Annotated in this window: 30 protein-coding genes; 8 read left to right on the top strand and 22 right to left on the bottom strand. The window is 60.6% G+C overall.

Features of this window, described 5'->3' with window-relative positions:
• Positions 1 to 7 precede the first annotated feature (7 nt).
• From rpmD to AC1DZ5_RS09830, 16 genes are all read right to left on the bottom strand, one after another.
• Positions 8 to 190 carry a 50S ribosomal protein L30 gene (gene rpmD / locus AC1DZ5_RS09905; RefSeq protein WP_310340925.1) on the bottom strand — a complete coding sequence of 61 codons (183 nt, stop codon included), beginning with the start codon at positions 188 to 190 and terminating at the stop codon, positions 8 to 10.
• A gap of 14 nt (positions 191 to 204) precedes the next feature.
• A complete protein-coding gene (gene rpsE / locus AC1DZ5_RS09900) occupies positions 205 to 729 on the bottom strand; it encodes a 30S ribosomal protein S5 (RefSeq protein ID WP_310340927.1) in 525 nt (174 codons plus the stop codon).
• A gap of 17 nt (positions 730 to 746) precedes the next feature.
• Positions 747 to 1112 carry a 50S ribosomal protein L18 gene (gene rplR / locus AC1DZ5_RS09895; RefSeq protein WP_310340929.1) on the bottom strand — a complete coding sequence of 122 codons (366 nt, stop codon included), beginning with the start codon at positions 1110 to 1112 and terminating at the stop codon, positions 747 to 749.
• Positions 1113 to 1123: 11 nt separating this feature from the next.
• The gene (rplF, locus tag AC1DZ5_RS09890; protein WP_310340932.1) at positions 1124 to 1657 is read right to left on the bottom strand and encodes a 50S ribosomal protein L6; all 534 of its coding nucleotides are present in this window, start codon (positions 1655 to 1657) and stop codon (positions 1124 to 1126) included.
• Positions 1658 to 1681: 24 nt separating this feature from the next.
• Positions 1682 to 2077 carry a 30S ribosomal protein S8 gene (rpsH, locus tag AC1DZ5_RS09885; RefSeq protein ID WP_310340935.1) on the bottom strand — a complete coding sequence of 132 codons (396 nt, stop codon included), beginning with the start codon at positions 2075 to 2077 and terminating at the stop codon, positions 1682 to 1684.
• Between the two features lie 18 nt (positions 2078 to 2095).
• A complete protein-coding gene (gene rpsN, locus AC1DZ5_RS09880) occupies positions 2096 to 2401 on the bottom strand; it encodes a 30S ribosomal protein S14 (RefSeq protein WP_310340938.1) in 306 nt (101 codons plus the stop codon).
• A gap of 8 nt (positions 2402 to 2409) precedes the next feature.
• Entirely contained in the window at positions 2410 to 2949 is a 540-nt protein-coding gene (gene rplE, locus AC1DZ5_RS09875) for a 50S ribosomal protein L5 (protein ID WP_310340943.1), read from the bottom strand.
• Positions 2950 to 2951: 2 nt separating this feature from the next.
• Positions 2952 to 3272, bottom strand: coding sequence for a 50S ribosomal protein L24 (gene rplX, locus AC1DZ5_RS09870; RefSeq protein ID WP_477888550.1), 321 nt, complete (start codon positions 3270 to 3272; stop codon positions 2952 to 2954).
• 9 nt (positions 3273 to 3281) lie between these two features.
• Positions 3282 to 3650, bottom strand: coding sequence for a 50S ribosomal protein L14 (gene rplN, locus AC1DZ5_RS09865; protein WP_007861702.1), 369 nt, complete (start codon positions 3648 to 3650; stop codon positions 3282 to 3284).
• 186 nt (positions 3651 to 3836) lie between these two features.
• Positions 3837 to 5444, bottom strand: coding sequence for a glycerol-3-phosphate dehydrogenase/oxidase (locus tag AC1DZ5_RS09860; RefSeq protein WP_477888548.1), 1608 nt, complete (start codon positions 5442 to 5444; stop codon positions 3837 to 3839).
• Positions 5445 to 5560: 116 nt separating this feature from the next.
• Positions 5561 to 7291 carry an ABC transporter substrate-binding protein gene (locus AC1DZ5_RS09855; RefSeq protein WP_477888546.1) on the bottom strand — a complete coding sequence of 577 codons (1731 nt, stop codon included), beginning with the start codon at positions 7289 to 7291 and terminating at the stop codon, positions 5561 to 5563.
• A gap of 85 nt (positions 7292 to 7376) precedes the next feature.
• A complete protein-coding gene (locus AC1DZ5_RS09850; protein WP_477888544.1) occupies positions 7377 to 7685 on the bottom strand; it encodes a DUF2160 domain-containing protein in 309 nt (102 codons plus the stop codon).
• A gap of 12 nt (positions 7686 to 7697) precedes the next feature.
• Positions 7698 to 8510 carry a carbohydrate ABC transporter permease gene (locus AC1DZ5_RS09845; protein WP_296467876.1) on the bottom strand — a complete coding sequence of 271 codons (813 nt, stop codon included), beginning with the start codon at positions 8508 to 8510 and terminating at the stop codon, positions 7698 to 7700.
• A complete protein-coding gene (locus AC1DZ5_RS09840; RefSeq protein ID WP_477888541.1) occupies positions 8503 to 9396 on the bottom strand; it encodes a carbohydrate ABC transporter permease in 894 nt (297 codons plus the stop codon). Before AC1DZ5_RS09840 ends, AC1DZ5_RS09845 begins: the two co-directional genes overlap by 8 nt.
• A complete protein-coding gene (locus AC1DZ5_RS09835; RefSeq protein WP_477888539.1) occupies positions 9393 to 10469 on the bottom strand; it encodes an ABC transporter ATP-binding protein in 1077 nt (358 codons plus the stop codon). Before AC1DZ5_RS09835 ends, AC1DZ5_RS09840 begins: the two co-directional genes overlap by 4 nt.
• A gap of 1 nt (position 10470) precedes the next feature.
• Positions 10471 to 11544 (bottom strand): ABC transporter ATP-binding protein, encoded by a 1074-nt coding sequence (locus tag AC1DZ5_RS09830; protein WP_477888537.1) that lies wholly within the window; start codon positions 11542 to 11544, stop codon positions 10471 to 10473.
• 160 nt (positions 11545 to 11704) lie between these two features.
• On the opposite strand from AC1DZ5_RS09830, the gene AC1DZ5_RS09825 reads away from it, so the two are divergent.
• The 5 genes from AC1DZ5_RS09825 to AC1DZ5_RS09805 all read left to right on the top strand — a co-directional run bounded on the left by AC1DZ5_RS09825 (position 11705) and on the right by AC1DZ5_RS09805 (position 15623).
• Complete coding sequence (locus tag AC1DZ5_RS09825; RefSeq protein ID WP_477888535.1) at positions 11705 to 12472, top strand: DeoR/GlpR family DNA-binding transcription regulator; 768 nt, start codon at positions 11705 to 11707, stop codon at positions 12470 to 12472.
• Positions 12473 to 12507: 35 nt separating this feature from the next.
• Complete coding sequence (gene glpK, locus AC1DZ5_RS09820; RefSeq protein WP_477888533.1) at positions 12508 to 13998, top strand: glycerol kinase GlpK; 1491 nt, start codon at positions 12508 to 12510, stop codon at positions 13996 to 13998.
• 79 nt (positions 13999 to 14077) lie between these two features.
• A complete protein-coding gene (gene proC / locus AC1DZ5_RS09815) occupies positions 14078 to 14893 on the top strand; it encodes a pyrroline-5-carboxylate reductase (protein ID WP_477888531.1) in 816 nt (271 codons plus the stop codon).
• A gap of 80 nt (positions 14894 to 14973) precedes the next feature.
• On the top strand, positions 14974 to 15237 hold the full coding sequence (locus tag AC1DZ5_RS09810) for a DUF2164 domain-containing protein (RefSeq protein WP_477888529.1): 264 nt from the start codon (positions 14974 to 14976) through the stop codon (positions 15235 to 15237).
• Between the two features lie 89 nt (positions 15238 to 15326).
• Entirely contained in the window at positions 15327 to 15623 is a 297-nt protein-coding gene (locus AC1DZ5_RS09805) for a hypothetical protein (protein WP_477888527.1), read from the top strand.
• A gap of 89 nt (positions 15624 to 15712) precedes the next feature.
• Here the strand turns inward: AC1DZ5_RS09805 and AC1DZ5_RS09800 are convergent, their stop codons facing one another.
• The 5 genes from AC1DZ5_RS09800 to AC1DZ5_RS09780 all read right to left on the bottom strand — a co-directional run bounded on the left by AC1DZ5_RS09800 (position 15713) and on the right by AC1DZ5_RS09780 (position 21133).
• Entirely contained in the window at positions 15713 to 16657 is a 945-nt protein-coding gene (locus AC1DZ5_RS09800; RefSeq protein ID WP_477888525.1) for a LysR family transcriptional regulator, read from the bottom strand.
• 61 nt (positions 16658 to 16718) lie between these two features.
• Positions 16719 to 18515, bottom strand: a complete 1797-nt coding sequence (locus AC1DZ5_RS09795) for an ATP-binding protein (protein ID WP_477888523.1) — start codon at positions 18513 to 18515, stop codon at positions 16719 to 16721.
• Entirely contained in the window at positions 18448 to 19554 is a 1107-nt protein-coding gene (locus AC1DZ5_RS09790) for a substrate-binding domain-containing protein (RefSeq protein WP_477888842.1), read from the bottom strand. The genes AC1DZ5_RS09795 and AC1DZ5_RS09790 overlap by 68 nt, the downstream gene beginning before the upstream one ends.
• 88 nt (positions 19555 to 19642) lie before the next feature.
• Positions 19643 to 20827 carry a CaiB/BaiF CoA transferase family protein gene (locus AC1DZ5_RS09785; protein ID WP_477888521.1) on the bottom strand — a complete coding sequence of 395 codons (1185 nt, stop codon included), beginning with the start codon at positions 20825 to 20827 and terminating at the stop codon, positions 19643 to 19645.
• Between the two features lie 6 nt (positions 20828 to 20833).
• Positions 20834 to 21133 carry a Dabb family protein gene (locus AC1DZ5_RS09780; RefSeq protein WP_477888519.1) on the bottom strand — a complete coding sequence of 100 codons (300 nt, stop codon included), beginning with the start codon at positions 21131 to 21133 and terminating at the stop codon, positions 20834 to 20836.
• A gap of 138 nt (positions 21134 to 21271) precedes the next feature.
• Here AC1DZ5_RS09780 and AC1DZ5_RS09775 point away from each other — a divergent pair, with 138 nt between their 5' ends.
• Both AC1DZ5_RS09775 and AC1DZ5_RS09770 read left to right on the top strand, forming a co-directional pair.
• Positions 21272 to 23512 (top strand): malate synthase G, encoded by a 2241-nt coding sequence (locus AC1DZ5_RS09775; RefSeq protein WP_477888517.1) that lies wholly within the window; start codon positions 21272 to 21274, stop codon positions 23510 to 23512.
• Between the two features lie 228 nt (positions 23513 to 23740).
• The gene (locus AC1DZ5_RS09770; RefSeq protein ID WP_477888515.1) at positions 23741 to 24904 is read left to right on the top strand and encodes an IS4 family transposase; all 1164 of its coding nucleotides are present in this window, start codon (positions 23741 to 23743) and stop codon (positions 24902 to 24904) included.
• Positions 24905 to 24915: 11 nt separating this feature from the next.
• On the opposite strand, the gene AC1DZ5_RS09765 is transcribed toward AC1DZ5_RS09770, so the two are convergent.
• Complete coding sequence (locus AC1DZ5_RS09765) at positions 24916 to 25581, bottom strand: glutathione S-transferase family protein (protein ID WP_477888513.1); 666 nt, start codon at positions 25579 to 25581, stop codon at positions 24916 to 24918.
• Positions 25582 to 25684: 103 nt separating this feature from the next.
• On the opposite strand from AC1DZ5_RS09765, the gene AC1DZ5_RS09760 reads away from it, so the two are divergent.
• Complete coding sequence (locus AC1DZ5_RS09760; protein WP_477888511.1) at positions 25685 to 26653, top strand: helix-turn-helix transcriptional regulator; 969 nt, start codon at positions 25685 to 25687, stop codon at positions 26651 to 26653.
• Positions 26654 to 26675: the final 22 nt, after the last annotated feature.

The raw sequence follows: 26675 nt of genomic DNA, 5'->3' as shown, positions 1-26675 counted from the left end.
CAACCTCTTAGAGCACTTTGATCAGGTAGCTGATCTTGTTGATCATTCCGCGCACAGCCGGTGTGTCTTGCAACTCACTGGTGCTGTTGAGCTTGCGCAGACCCAGACCACGCACAGTGGCGCGATGCGATTCTTTGGTTCCAATGGGGCTACGCACCAATTGGATTTTCACGGTTTGTTGTGTTGTCATCTTGAAATCCTCGATTAAGCGAAGAGTTCTTCAACGGTCTTGCCGCGCTTGGCTGCGACCTGAGACGGTGTCGTAGACACAGACAGGGCATCCAACGTGGCACGAACCATGTTGTAAGGATTGCTGGATCCGTGGCTCTTGGCCACGATATCAGTGATACCAATCACCTCAAAAACTGCGCGCATAGGGCCGCCCGCAATAATGCCGGTACCCTTGGGAGCTGGCGCCATCATGACGCTGGCTGCACCGTGGTGGCCCATCACCTTGTGGTGAATGGTTCCGTTTTTCAACGAAACCTTGAGCATGTTGCGACGGGCTTCTTCCATCGCTTTTTGAACTGCTGCAGGCACTTCCTTGGATTTGCCTTTGCCCATGCCGATGCGACCATCGCCATCACCCACTACGGTCAAGGCTGCGAAACCGAGAATACGGCCGCCCTTCACCACTTTGGTGACGCGATTAATCGCGATCATTTTTTCGCGCAGACCGTCCTCAGGACCCTCGGCCTTACCTTGCATTTTTGCTTGAACTTTAGCCATCTTTATTTCCGATCTGCTTAGAACTGCAAGCCAGCTTCACGCGCGGCATCAGCCAACGCCTTGACGCGTCCGTGGTAGGCAAAACCTGCGCGGTCAAACGCAACTTTTTCCACACCAGCGGCTTTGGCTTTTTCAGCCACACGCTTGCCAATGATTTGGGCCGCGGCAACGTTGCCGCCTTTGCCACTAGCACCCAAGGACTTGCGCACTTCTGCTTCTGCAGTGGAGGCGCTTGCCAAGACCTTGCCGCCGTCGCCAGAGATAACGCTGGCGTAGATGTGAAGGTTGGTGCGTGTCACGGTCAAACGTGCAACGCCTTGCGTAGCAATGCGAATGCGAGTCTGACGGGCTCTGCGAAGACGCTGCTCTTTTTTGGTCAACATGTTGCAGCTCCTTATTTCTTCTTGGTTTCTTTGATCGTGATCTTCTCATCCGCATAACGGATGCCCTTGCCCTTGTAAGGCTCTGGGGGACGAATCGCACGAATCTCAGCGGCGATCTGACCAACACGTTGGCGATCAGCACCTTTGATCAAGATTTCAGTTGGGGTGGGAGTGGCCACGGTAATGCCAGCAGGCATATCCACGTTCACAGGATGGGAGTAACCCACCGCCAAGTTCAACTTGGCACCAGTGGCTTGCGCCTTGTAACCCACACCAACCAAGCTCAGCTTGCGCTCAAAGCCTTTGGTCACACCAACCACCATGTTGTTGACCAACTGGCGAATCGTGCCAGTCATTGCGTCAGCTTCACGGGATTCGTTGGCAGGCTGAAAGCTCAGCTTGCCAGCGTCGTTAGCGATTTTCACCAGGCTGTTTTGAGCCAAGTGCAAGGAGCCGCCAGTACCCTTCACGCTGATTTGATCAGCCTTGATGGATACCTCGACACCTGCAGGAATGGTGACAGGAAGTTTGCCTACACGGGACATTGTTTATTACTCCTCAATGCAGCGTTAAGCGACGTAGCACAGCACTTCGCCACCGACACCGGAGGCACGCGCTTTGCGATCAGTCATAACACCCTTGGGGGTGGTCACGATGGCAACACCCAAGCCGTTTTGGACTTGAGGAATTGCTTCGCTACCACGGTATACACGCAGGCCAGGGCGGCTAACGCGCTCGATACGCTCAATCACGGGGCGACCGGCGTAATATTTCAAGGCGATTTGGAGTTCAGACTTTCCACTTTCGGTAGAAACTTTGAAGCCGTCAATATAGCCTTCGTCTTTCAACACTTGGGCAATAGCAATCTTCACTTTGGAAGAAGGTACCGAGACAGTCGTCTTGGCAACCATTTGCGCATTGCGGATGCGTGTCAACAGGTCGGCGATGGGATCACTCATGCTCATGTTTTGTTCTCCTATCGCTTACCAGCTGGCTTTGACAATGCCGGGGATCTCACCAGCAAAAGCCATTTCACGAATCTTTGCACGGGCCAGACCGAAGTGCTGGAACGTTCCACGGGGACGACCCGTGATCGCACAACGGTTACGTTGGCGCGTGGGGTTTGCGTTGCGAGGCAACTTTTGCAGACCCAAACGGGCTGCAGCGCGCTCTTCATCAGTGCGCTTCACGTCACCAGCGATAGCCTTGAATTCCGCGTATTTCTTCGCGTACTTGGCTGCCAACTTGTCACGCTTGTTTTCGCGTTCGATTAATGCCATCTTAGCCACAGGTCACCTCAATTCTTGAAAGGGAAACGGAAGCCAGCGAGCAGTGCCTTGCACTCTTCGTCGGTCTTGGCCGTTGTGGTGATGCTGATATTGAGGCCACGCAAGGCATCAACCTTGTCATATTCAATCTCAGGGAAAATGATCTGTTCTTTCACGCCGATGTTGTAGTTGCCACGACCATCGAACGCGCGACCAGAAATACCGCGGAAGTCACGTACACGAGGCAGAGCCACGGTCACAAAACGATCCAGGAATTCATACATCTGAACGCCACGCAAAGTCACCATGCAACCAATCGCTTGGCCTTCACGGATCTTAAAGCCGGCAATCGCCTTCTTGGACTTGGTCACCACAGGCTTTTGGCCCGCAATCTTCGTCAAGTCGCTCACAGCGTTGTCCATGACCTTCTTGTCAGCAACGGCTTCGCTCACACCCATGTTCAGGGTGATTTTGGTCAGACGAGGCACTTGCATGGGCGAGGTGTAACCAAACTTGGTTGTCAGCTCAGCTGCCACTTTTTCACGGTAGTGTTGTTGGAGACGTGCCATGGTTATGCCACCTTGATTTCTTCGCCGCTGGACTTGTAAACGCGAACGCGTTTGCCGTCAGCCAGCACCTTGATACCAACACGGTCAGCCTTGCCAGTCGCGGCATTGAAAATAGCCACGTTGGATTGGTGAATAGGCATGGTCTTTTCAACGATGCCGCCGGTTGTGCCCTTCATGGGGTTTGGCTTGGTGTGCTTCTTCACCAAGTTAATACCATCGACAACTACGTGAGAGTCGTCTTTACGCAGGGAGATAACTCCGCGCTTGCCCTTATCGCGACCTGCGATAACGATGATTTGATCGCCTTTGCGAATCTTGTTCATGGCGGGTCCTTACAAAACTTCAGGAGCCAAGGACACGATCTTCATGAACTTTTCAGTGCGCAGCTCGCGCGTCACTGGTCCAAAGATGCGGGTGCCAATGGGCTCCAGCTTGGCATTGAGCAACACTGCTGCGTTGCCGTCGAATTTCACCAAAGAACCGTCGCCACGGCGGATGCCCTTGGCAGTACGAACGACCACAGCACTGTAAACCTCGCCTTTTTTGACGCGGCCACGGGGAGCGGCTTCTTTGATGCTAACTTTGATGATGTCGCCAACGCTTGCATAGCGACGCTTAGAACCACCCAGCACCTTGATGCAAAGGACGGACTTAGCGCCGGTGTTGTCGGCGACTTCCAATCGAGATTCAGTTTGGATCATTTCAATATTCCCAACTTGCACCAGAGATTGCATTTACCACTACGGCAAACACCCTCGTCCAGTCAGTCTTGGGCCCGCTGTTTGCAGCACAAACCACTCATGCTGCATTCATTTGGGCAGAACCTTCATACTTTTTCAAGCGAAGCCCACGATTGTGCCCCCTGTTCTATGGACTGTCAACACCTTTTAAGGCGCAATCAACAAATATTGTTGTGCCAACGCCTTAAATTCTGCCTCCTGAGGCGGCAAGCCGGTCTCTTCCGCAAGGATTTCGGCAACCCGCGGCGCCAGAGAGCTTGCCAGGGCTGCATCGAGGAAGAGCAGGCGCGAGCGGCGGGCCAGCACATCTTCCACGGTCAACGCATATTCATAGCGGGCGGCAAAGCGCACCATGCCCTCGGTCAACCCCGGCGCTAGCTCGACGCTGGCCCCTGGCATGCGGGCCACTACGCTTTGCTCGTCACCGTAGCTAGGCAGCCCTGGGGGCAAACAAATGGACTGCACGGCCGACCCGCCCTTCGTGGCCCCTACCAGCTTCAGACGCACCGTCGCGCCCTGCGGACGCGGGGGTAGCAGCTGCTTTTCTGCACATTTCTCGAGCACGTCCTCGGCCATGGCCCGGTAGGTGGTCCATTTGCCACCAGTCACCGTGACCAGCCCGCTGCGGCTCACCAGCACGGTGTGCTCCCGGCTGATGCCCTTGGTATTGTTACCTTCGTCATCTTGAGGTTTAACCAAAGGCCGCAAACCCACCCAGATGCTTTTGACATCCGCCCGTGTGGGCGCTCGGCGCAGGTAGCGTGCCGATTCGGTCAGGATGAACTCAATTTCTTCCTCAAAGGCCAGTGGCTCGCGCGCCAGGTCATGGCGCGGTGTATCCGTGGTACCCAGGATGACCTTGCCCAGCCACGGCACCGCAAACAGCACCCGGCCATCGGCAGTTTTAGGCACCATGAGCGCGGTGTCACCGCCCAGAAACTCACGGTCCACCACGATGTGGACGCCCTGGCTGGGCGCCACCATGGGCTTGGTGGGCTTGCGGCCGTCTCCTGCATTGGCATCCCCGTCTTTTTGCCGCAGCTCATCGACCCACACGCCTGTGGCATTGACCACGCAGTGCGCTTTCACCGGGTATTGCTTGCCAGTCAGCGTGTCTTCGCACAAGACACCCTGCACCTTGTTATCTATATAGAGAAGGTCCGCCGCCCGGCAGTAGTTCACCAGCAGCGCGCCTTTGGTAGCCGCCGTGCGCGCCAGGGCCAGGGCCAGGCGGGCGTCGTTGAACTGTCCGTCCCAGTACTTCACACCACCCTTAAGGCCCTGGGCACGGGCGGTGGGCAACAGCTTGAGGGTGGCATCACGCCCGAGAAACTGGGTCTTGCCCAAACCAGCCTTGCCCGCCAGGGCGTCATAGGCCACCAGTCCGGCCCCATAAAACGGGGTCTCCCACCATTGGTAGGAGGGCATCACAAAGGGTAGCGGTTGCGCCAGATGCGGGGCATTGTTCAGCAAGGTGGTGCGCTCATGCAGCGCCTCGCGCACCAGGGAAATATTGCCTTGGGCCAGATAGCGCACGCCACCATGCACCAGTTTGGTCGCCCGCGATGAAGTGCCCTTGGCAAAATCATGCGAATCGATCAGCACCACACTGAAGCCGCGCGCCGCGGCATCCAGCGCTACACCCAGACCGGTGGCACCGCCGCCGACGACAGCAATGTCATACGTGCGGTCTTGCGCCAAGCGCGCAATCAGGTCTTCACGCAGGGTGGGGAGAGGGGGCGCGTCAATGGCCATAAATATCTTTTAAATGGACAGCGGGCGGGCACAGCACCCAGAACCCGCTGAAAGAACCTTGTGAACAACGGCCATGCAGGAAGTTCCTGCATGGCCGTTACTCTACTGCTCGCGAATTAGCGAACCTTGCCGTTTTTCCATGCGTTCAACAAAGTGTCGTACGCAATGGTCTCACCCTTAGGCTTCTCGTTGGCCAGCTTCTTCCATGGCGCACCCTTGTCGCTCAGCCACTTGTCGGGGCTGCTCTTGGGGTTGAGTTTGGGTGGGCACACGGCCATGCCAGAGCGCTCCAGGCGGCCCATCACGCCGTCCATCTCTTCGGCCAGGTTGTCCATGGCTGCTTGCGGGGTCTTCTCACCGGTCACCGCAACAGCCACGTTCTTCCACCAGAGCTGGGCCAACTTGGGGTAATCCGGCACGTTGGTGCCGGTGGGGGTCCATGCCACGCGCGCAGGGCTGCGGTAGAACTCCACCAGGCCACCGAGCTTGGGTGCCATGTCGGTCATGGCCTTGGACTGAATGTCGGACTCGCGGATAGGCGTCAGGCCCACGGTGGTCTTCTTCAGCGACGTGGTCTTGGCGGTCACGAACTGGGCGTATAACCAGGCAGCGGCTACCTTGTTGGCATCGTGGTCCTTGAAGAACGTCCAGGAACCCACGTCCTGGTAGCCGTTTTGCATGCCTTGCTTCCAGTACGGGCCGTTAGGTCCGGGGGCCATGCGCCACTTGGGTGTGCCGTCGGCATTCACCACAGGCAAGCCGGGCTTGATCATGTCGGCGGTGAAGGCGGTGTACCAGAAGATTTGCTGGGCGATCTGGCCTTGCGCAGGCACGGGGCCGGCTTCGCCGAAGGTCATGCCAATGGCTTCCTTGGGCGAGTACTTCTTCATCCAGTCGATGTACTTGGTCAATGCGTACACGGCGGCTGGCGAGTTGGTCGCACCGCCGCGAGACACGGACGCGCCTTGTGGTGTGCAGCCGTCAGCGGAAGCGCGAATGCCCCACTCGTCCACAGGCTTGCCGTTGGGAATGCCCACGTCAGCCGTACCGGCCATGGACAACCATGCGTCGGTGAAGCGCCAGCCCAGGGAAGGATCTTTCTTGCCGTAGTCCATGTGGCCATAGATAGGCTTGCCGTCGATGGTCTTGACGTCTTCGCTGAAGAACGCGGCGATGTCTTCGTAGGCACTCCAGTTCAAGGGCACGCCCAACTCGTAGCCGTACTTGGCCTTGAACTTGGCTTTCAGCTCGGGTTTCTCGAACAAATCAGCACGGAACCAGTACAGGTTGGCGAACTGTTGGTCGGGCAGTTGGTACAGCTTCTTGTCGGGACCGGTGGTGAAACTGGTGCCGATGAAATCCTTGATATCCAAACCGGGGTTGGTCCACTCTTTGCCAGAACCCGCCATGTAGTCGGTCAGATTCATGATCTTGCCGTAGCGGTAGTGGGTACCGATCAGATCGGAGTCGGTGATCCAGCCGTCATAAATGGACTTGCCGGATTGCATGGAGGTTTGCAGCTTTTCCACCACGTCGCCTTCACCGATCAGGTCGTGCTTGACCTTGATGCCGGTGATTTCTTCAAAGGCCTTGGCCAGTGTCTTGGATTCGTATTCGTGGGTGGAGATGGTCTCGGACACCACGGAAATTTCCTTCACGCCCTTGGCCTGCAGCTTCTTGGCCGCTTCGATGAACCACTTCAGCTCCGCAGCCTGCTGGTCCTTGCTCAAGGTGGAAGGCTGGAACTCGCTGTCGATCCATTTCTTGGCAGCCGCTTCATCCGCCCACCCTTGGGTTCCCACGGCGCACGCCATGGCGACGGCCAATACGGAATATCTCAATTTCATTGTCAATCTCCTCGGTCTGATTAACCCCTGTTTGAAAGAATGGCGCGGCCCCAGGGGAGATAAGCCGAACCTTTGAAAAGAGAGGTCAGCCCTTGCGCATCACCAGCCCCAACAAGGCCATGGAGAGCACAAAGCTGATCCAGATCGAGGGCTCGGACTCCAGGCCCATCCACTCGACCAGGCGTCCGCTGATGCCCACAAACGCCAGATTCACATAGGCCGCACTCAGCAGCCCGACAAACAGACGGTCGCCGCGCGTGGTCTCCATGGGCAGGAAACCCTTGCGAGAAATGGTGGGCGATTTGATTTCCCACACGGTCATGCCCACCAGCATCAGTGCGATGCAGCAGAAAAATACGGCCACCGGCGTGGTCCAAGCCATCCAATCAAACATCGTGCGGTCCTCTCAAACACGGCCCATCGCGAAACCCTTCGCGATGTAGTTGCGAACAAACCAGATAACGATGGCACCTGGCACGATGGTCAGCACGCCGGCCGCCGCCAGCGTGGCCCAGTCCATGCCCGATGCCGAGACGGTACGGGTCATGGTCGCGGCAATCGGCTTGGCGTTCACGCTAGTCAAGGTGCGTGCCAATAGCAGCTCCACCCAGCTGAACATGAAGCAGAAGAACGCCGCCACGCCCACACCGGCCTTGATCAGCGGGATGTAAATGCGGATGAAGAAGCGCGGAAACGAATAGCCGTCGATGTAGGCGGTCTCGTCAATTTCGCGCGGGATGCCACTCATGAAACCTTCCAGAATCCACACCGCCAACGGCACGTTGAACAACAGGTGCACCAGCGCTACCGCAATGTGCGTATCCATCAATCCCACCGAGGTGTAGAGCTGGAAGAATGGCAGCAGAAACACCGCGGGCGGCGTCATGCGGTTGGTCAGCAACCAGAAGAACACATGCTTGTCACCAAGAAAGCTGTAGCGCGAAAACGCGTAGGCTGCGGGTAAGGCCACGGTCAAGGAAATGACGGTGTTGATGCCCACATAGATCAGGCTGTTGATGTAGCCCGAATACCAGGCCGGGTCCGTCAGGATGGTCTTGTAGTTGTCCCAGGTAAAGTGATCCGGGAACAGTGTGAAGCCCGCTAGGATCTCGTTGTTCGTCTTGAACGACATGTTGACCATCCAGTAGATGGGCAGCAGGGCAAACACGATGTACGCCAGCATGAACAGCGAGCGCTTTTGAAACTTGGGTTTAGTCATGGCCACCCTCCTTAGCCTGGGTGCCGACGCGCTGCATCCAGTTGTACAAAATAAAGCACATCAACAAGATGATCAGGAAATAGATCAGCGAGAACGCGGCGGCGGGTCCCAGGTCAAACTGACCCACGGCCTTTTGTGTGAGGAACTGTGACAAGAAGGTGGTTGAGTTGCCTGGTCCACCGCCCGTGAGCACAAAAGGCTCTGTATAAATCATGAAGCTGTCCATGAAGCGCAGCAGCACCGCAATCATCAGCACACCACGCATCTTGGGCAGCTGCACATAGCGAAACACATCCAGCTTGCTGGCACCATCAATGCTGGCAGCCTGGTAATACGCATCGGGGATGGAGCGCAGCCCTGCATAGCCCAGCAGCGCTACCAGGGGCGTCCAGTGCCATACGTCCATGAGCAACACCGTGAGCCACGCATGCGCCGCATTGCCGGTGTAGCTGTATTCAATGCCAAGGCCTTGCAAGGCAGCGCCCATCAGCCCGATGTCGGTACGGCCAAAAATTTGCCAGATGGTGCCCACCACGTTCCAGGGAATCAGCAGTGAGAGCGACACAATCACCAGCACGGCGGACGACTTCCAGCCCTGGGCCGGCATGGACAGCGCCAGAAGAATGCCCAGAGGCAGCTCGACCGCCAGCACCGCAAACGAATAGGTGATCTGGCGCAGCAGCGCACCGTGCAGCTCTTCGTCACGCATGATGGCTGCGAACCACTCGGTGCCCACAAACACGCGGCGCTCGGGCGAGATGATGTCTTGCACCGAATAGTTCACCACCACCATCAGCGGCACGATGGCCGAGAAGGCCACGCAAATCAGCATGGGCAGAATCAAAAACCAGGCGCGCTGGTTGACCGGTTTAGTGGTGGTGCTCATGCCACGATCTCCTCGTTTTGGTAGAAGCAGGTGTGTTCACCCATCACCTGCAGCCACACGCTGTCACCAGCGGAGATCTGTGCGGCGTCGGCCGCCAGGCGGGCTTTGATGGTGTGGCCTTCGCGCGCTGCGCTCACGATCACGTGCGTCCCCACGTCCTGCACCTGGGTCACGGTCATGGGCAGGGCGCCGGGAGCATTCGCACCGGCCACACTGACGTACTCGGGGCGCACACCCAGCTTGAATTCGCCATTGGCCAACGGCCGGGAGTGCGGCAGCGCCACCACGGCACCGGCGGTATGAAAGTCACCATCGGCATTGCGACCGGGCAGAAAGTTCATGCCTGGCGAACCAATGAAGTGGCCTACAAAGGTGTGGCTGGGGCGCTCGAACAAATCGGCCGCTGAGCCCACCTGCACGGCGCGGCCGCGCGTCATCACCACCACCTGCTCGGCAAAGGTCAGGGCCTCCACCTGGTCGTGGGTCACATAAATCAGCGTGAGCTTGAGCTCATGGTGGATCTGCTTGAGCTTGCGGCGCAGCTGCCATTTCAGGTGCGGGTCAATCACCGTGAGGGGCTCGTCAAACAGCACGGCCGACACATCAGGGCGCACCAGGCCACGGCCCAGCGAGATCTTTTGTTTGGCGTCAGCGGCAAGTCCGGCAGCGCGCTGGTTGAGCTGGCCGCTCATCTCCAACATCTCTGCAATCACGCCCACGCGCTTCTTGATCTGGTCGGCCGGCATCTTGCGGTTGCGCAGCGGGAAAGCCAGATTCTCGGCCACGGTCATGGTGTCGTAGATCACCGGGAACTGGAACACCTGCGCGATATTGCGCTGCTGCGGTGTGGCACGCGTGACATCCTGGCCGTCAAACAGCACCGTGCCTTGCGAAGGCGTGACCAGGCCCGACATGATGTTGAGCAGGGTGGTCTTGCCGCAGCCCGAAGGGCCCAGCAGTGCGTAGGCACCGCCATCTTCAAAGGTCATTTTCAGCGGCAGCAGCGCGTAGTCGCTGTCCTGCTGCGGGTTGGCCCGGTAGGCGTGGGCCAAGTCAAGTTCTATGCGTGCCATATCAGCGTCCTTTGCCGCGCACGGGGGCCAGTAGCAACATGCCCTGCGCATCGAATACGTAGACCTGCGCGGGGTTGAAGAAGAAAGTGCAAGGCTGGCCCAGGTCAAAGTGGTGCACCCCGGTCAACTGCGCCACCAGTTCGCCCAGCGGCGTCTCGAAGTGCACAAAAGTGTCAGTGCCCGAGATCTCGGCCAGCTCCACCGTACCCACCAGGGCCACATCACCCTCTTGGGCACGCACCCGCAGCGCACTGGCACGCATGCCCACCGTCAGCGTCGCCGACTTGGTAGGTGGTAGGGCCAATCCAATGTGTGGTCCGTTGGCCAATTGCACGCCTGTGGACGCGACACTTGCGGCCAGCAAGTTCATCGGGGGGTCGCTGAAGGCACGCGCTACGCGAATCGATTGGGGCGCGTGAAACACCTCGGCCGTGGGGCCGTACTGCAGCAGCTCACCCGCATCCAGCACCGCGGTGTAGCCGCCCAGCAGCAGGGCTTCGCCGGGTTCGGTAGTGGCGTAGATCACGGTGGAATCACCCGCAGCAAACAGGGCCGTCAGTTCGTCGCGCAATTCTTCGCGCAACTTGTAGTCCAAATTCACCAGTGGCTCGTCCAGCAGCATCAGTGGTGCGCCCTTGGCCAGCGCACGGGCCAGGGCCACGCGCTGCTGCTGGCCGCCCGACAGTTCGGCGGGGTAGCGGTCCAGAAACATCTCGATGTGCAGCTTGGTAGCCAGTTCGCGCACGCGCTGGTCCACATTTTTTTCGCCGCGCAGCTTCAGCGGCGAGGCAATGTTGTCGCGCACCTTGAGCGAGGGGTAATTGATGAACTGCTGGTAGACCATGGCCACGTTGCGTTCACGCACGGGCATGCCGGTCACATCTGCTCCATCCACGCGCACCTGGCCGGCGCTGGGCGCATCCAGCCCCGCCATGATGCGCATCAGGCTGGTCTTCCCAGCCTGGGTAGCCCCTAGCAGCACCGTCACCGCACCACTGCGCGGTGCCAGGCTCATGTCATACAGCCAGGTCTGCGGCCCCACTTTTTTGCTGATGCCTTCCAGAGTCAACTGCATCACGCCACCTTTTCTTGTTGCATAGAGAACCGGGATGATTTTCGAATTCGAGAATTATTGTTCGTTTCGATTCGTTTTATCTTGGTATTAACCCTATAAATATTCCTTTTGATTCGTTTTACAGTCTGGCCGTCCCGGCGATTCGGGGTAAAAACACACCATGCAACCCAACCCCCGACAACTCACCCTGCTCTCCGTCGTCCAGGCCCAAGGCTCTGTCACCGTGGAGCAATTGGCGGAGACCTTGGGTGTGACCCTGCAGACCGTGCGGCGCGATGTGCAGCGCCTGGCTGACGAGGGCATGCTGGCGCGCTTCCACGGTGGGGTGCGGGTGCCCAGCTCCACCACCGAGAACATTGCCCACCAGCAGCGCGAAAGCCTGAACGCCGAAGGCAAATCGCGCATTGCGCGCGCAGTGGCGGCTGTGGTGCCCAATGACTGCTCGCTGATCCTCAACATCGGCACCACCACCGAGGCCATTGCACGCGCGCTGCTGCACCACAGCGGCCTGCGCGTGATCACCAACAACCTGAACGTGGCCAGCATCCTGAGCACCAACCCGAAGTGCGAAGTCATCGTGGTGGGCGGTGTGGTGCGCGGGCGCGACCAAGGCATCGTGGGTGAAGCGGCGGTGGACTTCATTCGCCAGTTCAAGGTGGACCTGGCGCTCATCGGCATCTCGGGCATCGAGGCCGATGGCACGTTGCGCGACTACGACTACCGAGAGGTGAAAGTGGCGCAAACCATCATTTCGCATGCGCGCGAAGTCTGGCTGGCGGCCGACATCAGCAAATTCAACCGCCCCGCCATGGTGGAGGTGGCCACGCTGTCACAGATCGACCGGCTATTCACCGACGCCCCACCGCCCGACCCCTTTGCCACCCTGCTGGCCGACGCCCAAGTGCGTCTGGACGTGGCGCTACCCTGATTCGTCAGTCTTGATTTTTTGAACCCCTGATTGCCATGACCTACCTGCTCGCCCTCGACCAAGGCACCTCCAGCTCCCGCAGCATCGTGTTCGACCCCAGCGGCCGCACAGTCGCCATGGCGCAAAAGGAGCTGGCCCAGATTTACCCCCAGCCCGGTTGGGTGGAGCACGACGCGCTGGAGATCTGGCGCATCCAGCTCGCCACGGCGCGTGAGGCACTGGCCCAGGCCGGCATCACCGCGGCGCAGGTGAAGGCCGTGGGCATTACCAACCAGCGTGAGACCACCGTGGTGTGGAACCGCAAGACCGGCCAGCCCATCCACCACGCCATCGTCTGGCAAGACCGCCGCGCCGAGCCCACCTGTGTGGAACTGCGCGCGCGAGGTCTGGCCGACACCATCCGCGACAAGACCGGCCTGCTGGTGGACGCCTACTTTTCGGGCACCAAGCTCAAGTGGATCCTGGACCAGGTGCCCGGCGCGCGCGCGCAGGCCGCCAACGGCGAGCTGGCCTTTGGCACCATCGACAGCTGGCTGATCTGGCAGCTGACCGAAGGCCGCGTGCACGCCACCGACGTGAGCAATGCCTCGCGCACCATGCTCTTCAATGTGCACACCAACCTGTGGGATGAAGACCTGTTGGCCGCGCTAGACATTCCCGCCAGCCTGATGCCGTCGGTGCAGCCTTCTGCCTCGGTGTTTGGCGAGGTGGTGCCCGCGCTGCTGGGGCAGGCGATTCCGATTGGCGGTGTGGCCGGTGACCAGCAAAGCGCGCTGTTTGGCCAGGCCTGCTTCAAGGCAGGCATGGTGAAGAACACCTACGGCACGGGCTGCTTCATGCTCATGCACACGGGCCATACCTTTCAGACGTCTGAGAACGGTCTCATCACCACCAGCGCTGCGCAAACCACCGTGAAGCCCGAGTTCGCACTGGAGGGCAGCGTGTTTGTGGGCGGCGCCGTGGTGCAGTGGCTGCGCGACGGGCTGCATGCCATCCAGGGCAGTGGCGAGGTGCAAAGCCTGGCGCAAAGCGTGCCGGACTCGGGCGGCGTGATTGTGGTGCCCGCCTTCACCGGCTTGGGCGCGCCCTACTGGAAACCCGACGCACGAGGCTCCATTACAGGCCTGACCCGGGGCTCAACCCTTGCCCACATTGCACGGGCTGCTCTCGAAAGCATAGCATTCCAAAGTGCCGCGCTGCTGCAAGCCATGAGCCGCGACGCCGTGCGCGCGGGCGGTGCGCAGGTGTCTGAACTGCGCGTGGACGGGGGGGCCTGTGTGAACGATTTGCTCATGCAGTTCCAGGCGGACTTGCTGGGCATTCCGGTGGTGCGCCCCGAGATCACCGAGACCACCGCCCTGGGCGCGGCTTACCTGGCCGGCCTGACCACCGGTGTCTACGGCAGCACCAGTGAGCTGACCGACCTGTGGAAAGCCGAACGGCGCTTCTTGCCGACCCTTCCCCCGGCGCGGGCCAGGGAGCTGATGGACCGCTGGGAACACGCGGTGCGGCAAACCACGCTGTAAGCCGCTGTTGGCCCTGGGTGGGCGCCTTTGGATAGACTCAGACGCTCCACACCACAGCACCATTTTCAGAGGACACACCATGGGCAAGCGCATTGCATTCATCGGCGGCGGCAATATGGCCAGCGCCATCATCGGCGGGCTGCTCCGCCAGGGCTTTGCAGCCAGCGATATCGATGTGGTGGAACCCTGGGCCGAAGCGCGCGAGCGCTTGCAGGCCGACTTTGGCATTGCCGCGCAGGCTGAGGCTGGTGCGTTTCTCGTCAACGCCGACCTCATCGTCTGGGCTGTGAAGCCGCAAACCTTCAAGGACGCCGCTGCCGCCGTGGCCGCGCACAACACCGGCGCGCTGCACCTCAGCGTGGCGGCCGGCATTCCCAGCAGCAGCATTGCGCAGTGGCTGGGCAGCGAGCGCATCATCCGCACCATGCCCAACACGCCTGCACTGATTGGCAAGGGCATCACCGCGTTGTACGCCCGCCCTGCCGTCACCCAGGCCGACAAGGATTGGGCCGACGAGGTGATCGCCACCACGGGCGCCACCGTGTGGCTGACTGCCGAGGCGCAGCTGGACGCGGTGACTGCCATCAGCGGATCGGGCCCGGCCTATATGTTCTATTTCATGGAGGCCATGACCGAGGCTGGCGCCCAGATGGGCCTCGAACGCGAACAGGCCTACCAGCTGGCCGTGGCCACCTTCATCGGCGCGGGTGAACTGGCCCGTGCGTCCACAGATTCGCCCGAGACCTTGCGCGCCAAGGTCACCTCCAAGGGCGGCACCACCTATGCGGCCATCACCTCCATGGACGAAAGCGGTGTGAAGGCCCTGTTTGCCAAGGCCCTGTTTGCCGCGCAAAAGCGCGCGGGTGAACTGGGCGCCGAGTTTGGCAAGGCCTGATTTACAGGTCAAATCGGCCTCTAGCGCCCGCAGTTTGTGCGCAAGCAGCTCCTGAATTTATAGCGAATTAGTACAACGCCATGGCCATTGATATCCCCAAAGAACTCCGGCCGCAGGCCATTGCATCGATAGAACGCTACTTCCGCGAGTACATGGACGAGCCCATCGGCAATGTGGCGGCAGGTGGCCTCTTGAACTTCTTCCTGGAAGAAATCGGCCCGCTGGTCTACAACCGGGCCGTGGCCGATGTGCAAGAGCGTCTGCGAGCACGGGTGATGGAGGTGGATGTCGAAGTGCATGAACCTGAATTCACCTACTGGAACGCCAAGCAACGCAAACGCTAGATTGCTCGGCTGTCACACAGGGTTCATAGCCAAAGCGCAGTCTGTGGAGCGCGGCATCTCGCCGTGTTTCACTCTAAAGCGAGCCCTGAATGACCCAAGACAACGCCCCCGTGACTGACGCCATTGCAGACGACCTGGTGGAAGAAGACTTTGAGACCATCGGCGACTACCACCGCATGGCAGCCCACCATTTCCAGGCCGCCGCCAAACACCACTTGGCAGCCGCTGCAGCCGATGATGAAGGTGACGACGAAGCCAACGCCCGCCACGCTTTTCTGGCCTACCGCCACCAGCTCAACGGCGTGCAATGCGCCGAGATCGCCATGATGGAAAGCGACACGCTGGAAGACGAATTCGACGTGCCTTCGGAAGACGACGCCGAGTAAACCGCGCCCTGTTCAGAAGAAAAGCCGGCTCTACCTAGGTAGACCGGCTTTTTGGCCTCCAGCCCCCGTATCCATTGCACGAGCAGCTACTATTTTTGTAGCGCCTGCCAGAACCCCGGCGAGCCGTAGCGCTCTTTGATGAAATCAATCCACAACCGGACGCGCAGCGGCAGGTGCTTGCGCTGGGGGAAGACGGCGTAGATGCCATTGGGTGGTGCGGCGTAGTCTTCCAGCACGGCCACCAGTTGGCCCGCGGCGATTTCGGCCTCCACCTCCCAGGTGCTGCGCCAGGCGATGCCCAGGCCCGCCAGGCACCAGTCGTGCAGCACCTGCCCGTCGCTGCAGTCCAGCGGGCCAGCAGGCTTGAGGTAGCTCACCTCACCGTCTTTGCCCGCAGTGCCCTTGGCCCCAGCGGGCAGCTTGAACGCCCAGCCCCGGGTTTGCGAGGCGTCGCTGGACAGCGTGAGGCAGTGGAACTTTGCCAGGTCAGTCGGTGTCTGCGGCGTGCCGTGACGCTTCAGGTAGGCCGGTGTGGCCACGCACAGGCGGCGGTTGTCGGCCATGCGCACGCTCACCAGGGATGAGTCGGGCATGTCGCCCACGCGCACCGCGCAGTCAAATCCTTCGCCCGCAATGTCCACCACGCGGTCCGACAGGTTCAGCGACACGGTGACCTCGGGGTGCATCGCGCGGAACTTGGGCACCAGCGGCGCCACGTGGCGGCGGCCAAAGCCGGCCGGCGCGGTGATGCGCAGGTGGCCACTGGCCTTGATGCCACCGGCGCTGACGCTGGCCTCGGCATTAGCCACATCGGCAATGATGCGCTGACAGTCTTCCAGAAAGGCGCTGCCTTCATGCGTAAGCGTGATGCGCCGCGTGGTGCGGATCAAAAGCTTCACGCCCAGTCGCTCTTCCAGCCCGTCCAGGCGCCGCCCCATGATGGCCGGAGCCACGCCCTCGGCATTGGCCGCAGCAGTCAGGCTACCGCGTGTGGCGACGGATACAAAAGATTCGAGTTGCTTGAGCTTGTCCATGGGGTTGTACCGGTATGGGTGAGTGCATACAGGTCATTGCAGACTCAGGAAGTGGGCTTGGTCAGACCGCTTCCGAATGGGTTTCAGCAGATGCAACAACAGTCTGACGCGGCAGCAGCACCCTGAAAGTCGCGCCTTTGCCTGGTTCGCTGTTGACTTCGATGCGCCCACCATGCCGGCTGACAATGCCATAGGCAATGGAGAGGCCCAGCCCCGTCCCCGTGCCAACGGGCTTGGTCGTGAAGAAGGGGTCAAAGATGCGGTCCAGATTCTCAGGGGGGATGCCACCGCCCGTGTCCTGCACGTCTACCCAGATATGGGTGCTGTCGTAACCTGTGCGCAGGGTGACAACGCCACGCCCCTCGATCGCCTGCCCTGCATTGATCAGCAGGTTCATGAACACTTGGTTGATTTGCGAGGGAATGCATTCAATTTCCGGAATCGCACCGTATTCCTTCTGCACTTCCACCTTGTCCTTGAGCGCGCTCCACACCACGTTCAGCGTGCTGTCGAGGCCAGCTTCCAGATTGGCCCATTGCTTGTCAGTCGCGTCGACATGGGAAAAATTCCGCAGATCCTGCACGATGCGTTTGACCCGCTGCAATCCGCTCATCGACTCGGCCAGCAAGCTGCTCATGTCCTCGCGCAGATAGACGATATCGATCTGCTGCTTCAGGTCGCGCATGGCCTTCTGTGTCGCGGGGCTCATTTCCTTCTCGCTCTGCTCATAAGCAGCTAAGGTCTTGAAAAGGTCCTCGACATAGCCCTGCAAAGTGCCCAGATTCGAGTTCACAAAGGCCACAGGGTTGTTGATTTCATGCGCGACGCCTGCAGCCAACTGGCCAATAGACGCCAGTTTTTCCGATTGCAGCAATTGGCTATGGGCTTGTGCCAGCTTGCGGATAAGTTCTTCCTGCCGAGCTTTCTCGACCAACAGTGCCGCGTTGGCCAACGCCAGTTGTCGGCGATCTTCCTGGAATTGCTCAACGGCTCGCGCCATGGCGCCAATCTCATCCTGGCCCCGCACCGGAACCACAAAACCGCCCTCTCCAATCTCTGTTTTGCGCAAGCTTTCGCTGACCAGCTCCAGGCGCGCCAGCACATGCTTACCCAGAAAACTCTGGGCAACCGCCCATGCCAGCAGCAAGCTGGCAGACAACAGGACTGTGACCCAGCGCTGGTTCTTTTGAGAGGTTTCTGCCAGGGTCAGCATGGCCTCCCGGTATTCCTGGGTCACGCGATCCGATTGCGCCTGGGTCGTTTCCACCATCTGTCCGGCCTGTTCACGCAGTTCGGTATGAAACTGCTGTTCGGACTCAGCGTTGTTGGGAGACGAGGCCCCGGCGGCTTTGAGTGCGCCTTCCCGCAGCTGCCCGACGATGTTGACGGTGTTGCGAAACAGCTGGCTGGACTGATGCAGATCAAGCACGTCGATATCGTCGTCAGTGGCGGCCAGACGGTCTATCGTGTGGTCAAACGACTCCAGATGTTTAAGGATGCCTGCATAGCTATCGCGCATGTCCGCCACGGATGCAGCCGTGGCCAACTGATAGGCCTCGCGTTCAATCAGCAGGGTGCTCCGGACCAGGTCTTGCGCATCCTGCATCTGCCCCAAGCGTTTTTCAACCAACAGCCGGGTGGCATTGGTATTGACATGCAAGGCATACACAGCGGTCACACCGCCCGCGAGGACCAGAATGGCCAGTGCCGCGACGGCCAATATGAATTGGCTGCGCAAAGACTTGGGTAGCGACAAACCCATATTCAGCTGTACATGTCCACGCGTGTTTTCACCGTTTCCAGATGCGACGGTAAACGGCACGGTAGCCATTGTCCGGATCGTACTGGCGCTGGGCACCACCGTCGAAAGCGATGTTGTCGGACGTCACCAAATGCACCGGAACAATGTAGCCACTGACAGGTTGGTGAGCCAACAGGCGGTTCAACTCATCGACCAACTGCCAGCCATGGAGGTTGAGCGGTTCGGACACTGTGCCCGTCTGGAATGTTCCGGCCCGGATGCGCAAGAACGCGGCTGCACTGCCATCGCCGGCGGAAAGCATGTTGATGCTTTTGCTCGATTTGCCGGCATGGGTGAGTTCGGGCGCGGCATAGTCAAAATAAATGTCGTTGATGGCAAGGGCATGGGTCCACTGGGCGCCATGGCGGCTCAGCAAATCTTGCGTCGCCGCAGGCATCAGCTCGGCACTTCTGGAAATTGGCATGTCCTTGATTTCCAGCAAACGGCAGCCCTTGCAAGCCCGGATGATGTCCGCCATGGCGTTGGACTTGGCCATGGCAATTTCAAAATTGCTGTCTGTGAACACGACCACACCCGCGCGCCCCTCAGATGCAACAACGGCCGCCATCGCGGTAATGCGCGCCACATCCAGGGGATTGGTGGACACATTCATGGCGATAGGGCTACCGGCGATCGGGCCAGCATTGGGGCCGACATGCCAGCCCACCATGGGTATCTTGCGTTCTTCAAAGGGTCCCAATTGGGCTTGGACCTCTTTCACATCGACCCCGACCAGAATGACCCCATCGGGCTTCAAGGCCAATGCTGCGGCAATTGCGCTAGCGCGTCCAGCCGGCGTACCGCCAGCGTCATAGATTTTGGTTTTCCAGCCAATCGTCTTTGCCGCTTCCTGAATACCTTTGCCGACCCCCAGAATGCCGCCGTTGCGCAGGTCCTCGCTAATGATCGCGATGGTGGCGCCGGGCTGTGCCGCAGGGCCTGATTCAGGCCCGTTCCACGGCGCGCCATGCTTGCTGGCATTGGCAACGGCCTGCCGCATGGCATCCAGACTGAGCTCAGCAGGGGCCGCCGGGCGGGGCGATTGTGCATGCACGAGATGCACCCCCACAAGACAGAAACCGACCACCAAACACATCCGCCTAAGGTATGACATGTGGAATCTCCAGAGTTGCAATCACTTTATACATGCTAACGGCCAAAATCACTATACGCCGCTACGGTTTTCATAGCACGACGCCTTCCGCATGCAGAGTTGCCACCTCGCCCGCGGAATAGCCCAGGCTTTGCAGCAGCGCGTCGGTGTGCTCGCCCAGCTTGGGCGGGTCCAGCCGCAGGCCCAGGCGTTCACCGTCCAGGGTGATGGGCAGCAGCGGCACCTGGGTCTGGCGGCCATCGGGCAACTCCATGGGCGCCAGGCCACCCGTTTGCTGCAGGTGCGGATCGTCAAACAGATGCTGTGGATCAGTGATGGGCGCAAACGGCAGGCCCACCTGTTCAAAGCGCTGCGACAGTTCGGCCCGGCTGAACTGGGCCAGGCGCGTGCGGAGTTCAGGGATCAGCCAAGCGCGCGCCAGCACGCGGTCGTTGTTGGTGGTGACGCGTGGGTCGGCAAACAGGTCCGCGTAGGTAAAGGCCTCGCAGAAGGTCTTCCACTGCCCGTCGCCTACCACGGCCAGGAAGATCTGCTCGTTGTCCTTGACGCTGAAGACGTCGTAAATGCCCCAGGGCGAGATGCGCTCGGGCATAGGCGCGGCGGCCTTGCCGGTCACGGCGAACTGCATCATGTGCTGGGCAACAAGAAAGATGTTGTTCTCGAACAGCGCGCTTTGCACCTCTTGCCCCTTGCCTGTGGTGGCGCGCTGCATCAGCGCGGCCATGGCGCCAATCGCGCCAAACATGCCACCCATGATGTCGTTCACGCTGCTGCCCGCACGCAGCGGGTCGCCGGGGCGCCCAGTCATGTAGGCCAGGCCGCCCATCATCTGCACCACCTCGTCCAGCGCGGTGCGGTGGTCGTAGGGGCCGGGCAAGAAGCCCTTGTGGCTCACATAGATCAGGCGCTCGTCCAGCTTGCTCAAGCTGGCGTAATCCAGCCCCAGCTTCTGCATGGTCTCGGTCTTGAAGTTCTCGCTGACGATATCGGCCGTGGCGATGAGTTTGAGCACGATCTCGCGGCCTTTCGCACTTTTCAGGTCCACCGCAATACTTTTCTTGTTGCGGTTGAACAGCGGGTAGAAGCCGGCGCCACTGCCCAGCAGCTTGCGCGTGCTGTCGCCGGCCAGCGGTTCCACCTTGATGACCTCGGCGCCCAGGTCGCCCAGCGTCATACCGCAGGTGGGGCCCATCACCATGTGGGTGAATTCGACCACGCGGATGCCGGCCAGCGGCAGAGGCTTGCTCTCGCTCATGGGCGCTTACACCGCGTAGTCCAGCACCAGCACGTCGTCCAGCGTGGGCTTCAAAATCTCCACAAACGCCAGGTGGTCCGGGTGCGGTAGGTAGACCGCACGGCCTGCGTCGTCGGCAAAGGTCAGGTTGAAGCAGTGGGTGAAGCCCTTGGCCAGGCCTTCGGGGCTGTTGTTGGTGCCCCATTCCAAGCTTTGCACGGCACTGATCTTGCTGCGCAAATCGACAAATCCGATCTCGATCTTTTGGATCTCGGGCGCGGTCACAGTGGCTTTGAATTTCAACAGGACTAGGTGGCGTATCGGCATGGAATACCTTTGGTTTTGTCACAAATAGATTGATATTCTTCCATATAGTGGCCCGCAAAGGATGGAATACAGTAGCCCACTAGCCTCAGGCCTATGGCGCCGGCAACCCATTTCTCTTTTTCTCGAAAGGCATCGCCCATGTCCAACGCACCATCTACCCCCCGCACCAGCGCGCACCGCCTGCAAGTGGCCACCAGCCTGCACCAGTTCATCGAAGAGAAGGTATTGCCCGGCACCGGCATAGCGCCCGACGCGTTCTGGAAAGGCTTTGACGCCATCGTGGCCGACCTGGCCCCCAAGAACATTGCCCTGCTGGCCGAGCGCGACCGCCTGCAAACCGAGCTGGACACCTGGCACAAAGCCAACCCCGGCCCCATCAGCGATATGCCTGCCTACAAGGCCTTTCTGGAAAAGATTGGCTACCTGGTACCCACGCCCAAGAAGGTAAAGATCAGCACCAAAAATGTGGACGCCGAGCTGGCCACGCAGGCCGGCCCGCAATTGGTGGTGCCCGTGCTCAACGCGCGCTACGCATTGAACGCCGCCAACGCGCGCTGGGGCAGCCTGTATGACGCGCTGTATGGCACCGATGTGATTAGCGAAGACAAGGGCCAAGAGAAAGTCGGCCCCAAGGGCTACAACCCCATGCGCGGCAAGAAGGTCATTGAATACGCACGCCATGTGCTGGACCGCACCGCACCGCTGAAGAAGGGCTCGCACGTGGGCTCCACGGGCTACGCCATCAAGGGCGGCGATCTGGTCGTGACGTTGAAGGACGGCAGCACAAGCAAGCTGGCTGACAAGGCCCAATTCATCGGCTTCCAAGGCGCGGCCAAAGACCCATCTTCCGTGCTGCTGCAGCACAACGGCCTGCACCTGGACATCATCATCAACCGCGCCACCCCCATCGGAAAATCGGATGCCGCCGGCGTGAGCGACTTGGTGCTGGAAGCGGCGCTGTCCACCATCCTGGACCTGGAAGACTCCGTGGCCGTGGTGGATGCCGAAGACAAGGTGCTGGCCTATGGCAACTGGCTGGGCATTCTGCAAGGCACGCTGGTGGAGCAGTTCGAGAAGGGCGGCAAGACGCTCACCCGAGGCCTAAACGCCGACCGCATCTACACCGCGCCCGATGGCAAGAAGGACGTGAAGCTGCATGGCCGCAGCCTCATGTTTGTGCGCAATGTGGGCCACCTGATGACCAACCCGGCCATCACCTACACCGCGGCCGACGGCACGACCAAGGAAATCCCCGAAGGCATCATGGACGCCGTGGTCACCACCACCATCGCCCTGCACGACCTGAAGAAGACCAAGAAGGACGCCATCCGCAACTCGCGCAAGGGCTCGGTCTACATCGTCAAGCCCAAGATGCACGGCCCTGCCGAGGTAGCCTTCGCCGCCGAACTGTTCACCCGCGTGGAGAAAATGCTGGGCTTGGCGGACAGCACGGTCAAGCTGGGCATCATGGACGAAGAGCGCCGCACCAGCGTGAACCTGAAGGCCTGTATTGCCGCAGCGCAAAGCCGCGTGGCCTTCATCAACACGGGCTTCCTGGACCGCACGGGCGACGAGATGCACACCAGCATGCACGCCGGCCCCATGGTGCGCAAGGCGGACATGAAAGCCAGCGCCTGGATCCATGCCTACGAGAAGAACAACGTGCTGGTGGGCCTGAGCTGCGGCCTGCGCGGCAAGGCGCAGATCGGCAAGGGCATGTGGGCCATGCCTGACCTCATGAAGGCCATGATGGAGCAAAAGATTGCCCACCCCAAGGCCGGCGCCAACACCGCCTGGGTGCCCAGCCCCACCGGCGCCACGTTGCACGCCCTGCACTACCACCAGCTGCTGGTCAGTGATGTGCAAAAGGACATCGAAGCCACCCACGCCAAGCGCAATGCCAAGCAAGAGCACGACGCCCTGCTGGCCGGCCTGCTGCACATTCCCGTGACCGCCACCCCCAACTGGACCGCGGCCGAGAAGCAACAAGAGCTGGACAACAACGCCCAAGGCATTCTGGGCTACGTGGTGCGCTGGGTGGACCAGGGCGTGGGCTGCTCCAAGGTGCCCGACATCCACAACGTGGGCCTGATGGAAGACCGCGCCACGCTGCGCATCAGCAGCCAGCACATGGCCAACTGGCTGCACCACGGGGTGGTCACCAAAGCGCAAATCACCGAAACGTTTGAACGCATGGCCGCCGTGGTGGACAAGCAGAACGCCGGTGACAAGCTGTACCAGAAGATGGCCGGCAACTTCAGCACCTCATCGGCATACAAGGCCGCAACCGAGCTGGTGTTCAAGGGGCTGGAGCAACCTAGTGGTTACACCGAGCCGCTGCTGCATGCCTGGCGGTTGAAGGTGAAGGCAGCGGCCTGAACGGCAAGCCCCGTAAGACGCTCCTGATTTAGGAGCTGCTTACGCAAATTTCACGGGGGCTAGCGGCCCATTTGGCACTTCGCCTCACTAGTGTCCGGTAAATTCTGACCAGAAGTATCGCAAACCCAAGCTGGCTGCGGGTTTGCAGCGGTTTTGAGATTCGGACGATTTCAAACGCACATCTCCTGGTTGCGTACCGTGGAGGCCTCTTTTGTCGAGGCCTCCCCCATGAACACTGGGCGCACGGTATTTGCACAACTGCTCTCAGTCGTGCCATTCAAGCACTTTGAACACCTAGTGAACAAGCACCAGTCCAACCGCTGGACCCGCGACTTCACGGCCTGGAGCCACTTCATCTGCATGGCCTACGCACAGCTCACCCGCAGAGAGGGCTTGCGTGATCTGATCGCGTGTCTGAACTCGCAAAGTACCAAGCTCTACCACGTGGGCCTGCGCCAGCGGGTATCACGCTCCACGCTGGCCGATGCCAACGAGCGGCGTGATGCAGCTTTGTTCGAAGCACTGGGTCAGCGTCTGACCGAGATAGCCCTGGCTTTGTACCAAGACCACGACATCGGCCTGGGCCTTAAGGAGCCGCTATATGCCATGGACTCCACCACCATCGATTTGTGCCTGAGCTTGTTTCCCTGGGCTGACTTTCGGTCTACCAAGGCGGGCATCAAGGCCCATACGGTGATCGACCTGCGCGGCTCCATTCCAGTCATGCTTACCATCACTACCGGCAAGGTCAGCGATGTGGGCATGCTCGACAGTGTGACTCTGCCCAAAGGCTCCATCGTGGTACTGGACCGGGGCTATGTGGACTTTGCCCGGTGGTACGGGCTGGTGCAGCGTGAATGCAGTTTCGTGGTGCGCGCCAAAGACAACTTGAGTTTCCATTGCCTTGAGACACGTCCCAGCGATGCCAAGGCTGGCGTGTACTCAGACCAGACGATTGTGCTGACCGGGGAGCGCTCCAAGAAGGGTTATCCCGCTCCTTTGCGTCGGGTCCGCTTTTATGACGCCGTGAGTTGTCTGGAGCTGGTGTTCCTGACTAATCGCATGGACTTACCGGCTCTGACCATTGCCGCTATCTATAAGCAGCGCTGGCAGGTGGAGTTGTTCTTCAAGTGGCTCAAGCAGAACTTGAACGTCAAGCATTTCTTTGGCAATTCACTCAACGCAGTGAAGTCGCAGATCTGGATCGCAGTATCTACCTACCTCATAGCCTTGATTGCTCACAAGGACTTTGAGGCGGATATCTCATTACGCAATTTTTTGCACTTGGTGGAGGTCAATATGTTCGAGAAGATCACCATGGCCCAGATGGTGAGCAACGCGATTAAGGGCGATGACTTCGCACACATCCAGGCTCAGACTGAGCTGTTTTGAGAGAGGGAAAATTACCGGACACTAGTGACTTCGCCTTCGATCTGCATCGCCGGCCGCGCCTGGACCTGGCCCAGCCATCGCTGCACGTGGGCGTGGTCGCCCACCGGAGCGCCGACATAGGCGCTGTAGCCCATCACCGAGCCCACCAGCAGGTCCACCAGCGAATACGTATCGCCCAGCATCCAGGGCTGGCGCGCCAGCCGGGCATCGAGCAGGGCCAACAGCCCATCCAGCTCGGCCCGGGCCGCGTCGGCATGGGCGCTGCTGCGCAGCGCCTCATCAAGCGCGGTGCAGGTCGCGCGGTGCAGCCGCGTCAACACCGCGCCATAACTGACATAGGCCCAGGCACACCACGAGAGGGCTTGCAGGCGCTCGGGCGTGCCGGCCGCCGGCCACAGCCCGCGCTCCGCCCCATAGGTCTCGCCCAGCCACAGCTGGATGGCCAGCGCCTCGAACATTGGCGCGCCGTCGACCGTCAGCGTAGGCACCTTGCCATTGGGGTTCAGGGCCAGGAAGTCCGGGCGGTGCTGCTCGCCCGCCCGGATATCGATCTTGACCTTCTCATGCGGAAGGCCCAGCTCGGCCAGCGCACAGGCAACGGGGGTGGCGCTGGACATGGGGTGCCAGTACAGCTGGACATGGGGTGCCTGTACAAAACGATTGAAAACGATGGACATCGTGTGTTCTCCTTGTTGATGCATCGACACAGCGCCGATGAGGGAGCCACTGTAGAAAGCATTGCGGACAGATTCAGCCCTCAATGGCCGCTATAGTGGCCCGATGTTGAGTGCTTCCTCGCGACTGCTGCGCCTGCTTTCCCTGCTGCAGGCCCGGCGCCACTGGGCCGGGCCCGAGCTGGCCGAGCGCCTGGCCGTGCATCCGCGCACCCTGCGGCGTGATATCGACCGGCTGCGCGAGCTGGGCTATCCGGTTGCGGCCAGTAGCGGCGTCGCGGGTGGCTATGCCTTGCGGCCGGGCCAGGCCCTGCCGCCGCTGCTGCTGGACGATGACGAGGCGCTGGCTGTCGCCATCGCGCTGCGCACCGCCGCCTCCGGCCGGGTCGGCGGTATCGAGGAACCCGCGCTGCAGGCCATGGTCAAGCTCGAACAGTTGATGCCGCTGCGCTTGCGCCAGCGCGCTGATGCGCTGCGCTCGGCGGTGCACGCCATTGACGGGTTCGGGCCCAGCGTCGATGCGGGCCTGTTGACCGACCTTGCCGGTGCCTGCCGCGACCAGTTGGGCCTGGACTTCGACTATGTGGACGCGAAGGGCGGGCACAGCCGCCGGACGGTCGAGCCGCAGGGCGTGGTCCACACCGGCAGCCGCTGGTATCTGGTGGCCTGGGACCGGGCGCGCAGCGATTGGCGCACCTTCCGCATCGACCGCATGGCCGGCCCGGCAGCGGTTGGCGGGCATTTTGCGCCGCGCGTCGGCCCCGAGGGCGGCGATCTACGTGCCTTTGTTGCACGCTCCGTGGTGCTTGGGCCCCATGCGGAGCAAGCCCGGGTGATCCTGCACGCGCCGCTGGCCCAAATGGCCGCCCGCATTCCGGCCACAGCCGCGCAGCTGGAGGCATTAGACGGCGATGCGCAGCGCTGCCTGCTGCAATGCGGCACCCACGCGCTCGATTCGCTGGTCTACTGGCTGCTGGTGCTGGATGTCGAGTTCGAGGTGCTCGAGCCGCCGGCCTTGCGGGAACGGCTGGCACTGGCAGCGCAGCGGATCACGCGCAGCTCGGCCAGGGGCTGACGCGGCCGCCGCCGTGATGTAG

This window comes from Rhodoferax sp. P1_F3, from assembly GCF_056405715.1.
The sequence above is the reverse complement of the archived record's forward strand: the minus strand, read 5'-3'. Positions and strand labels throughout refer to the sequence as shown.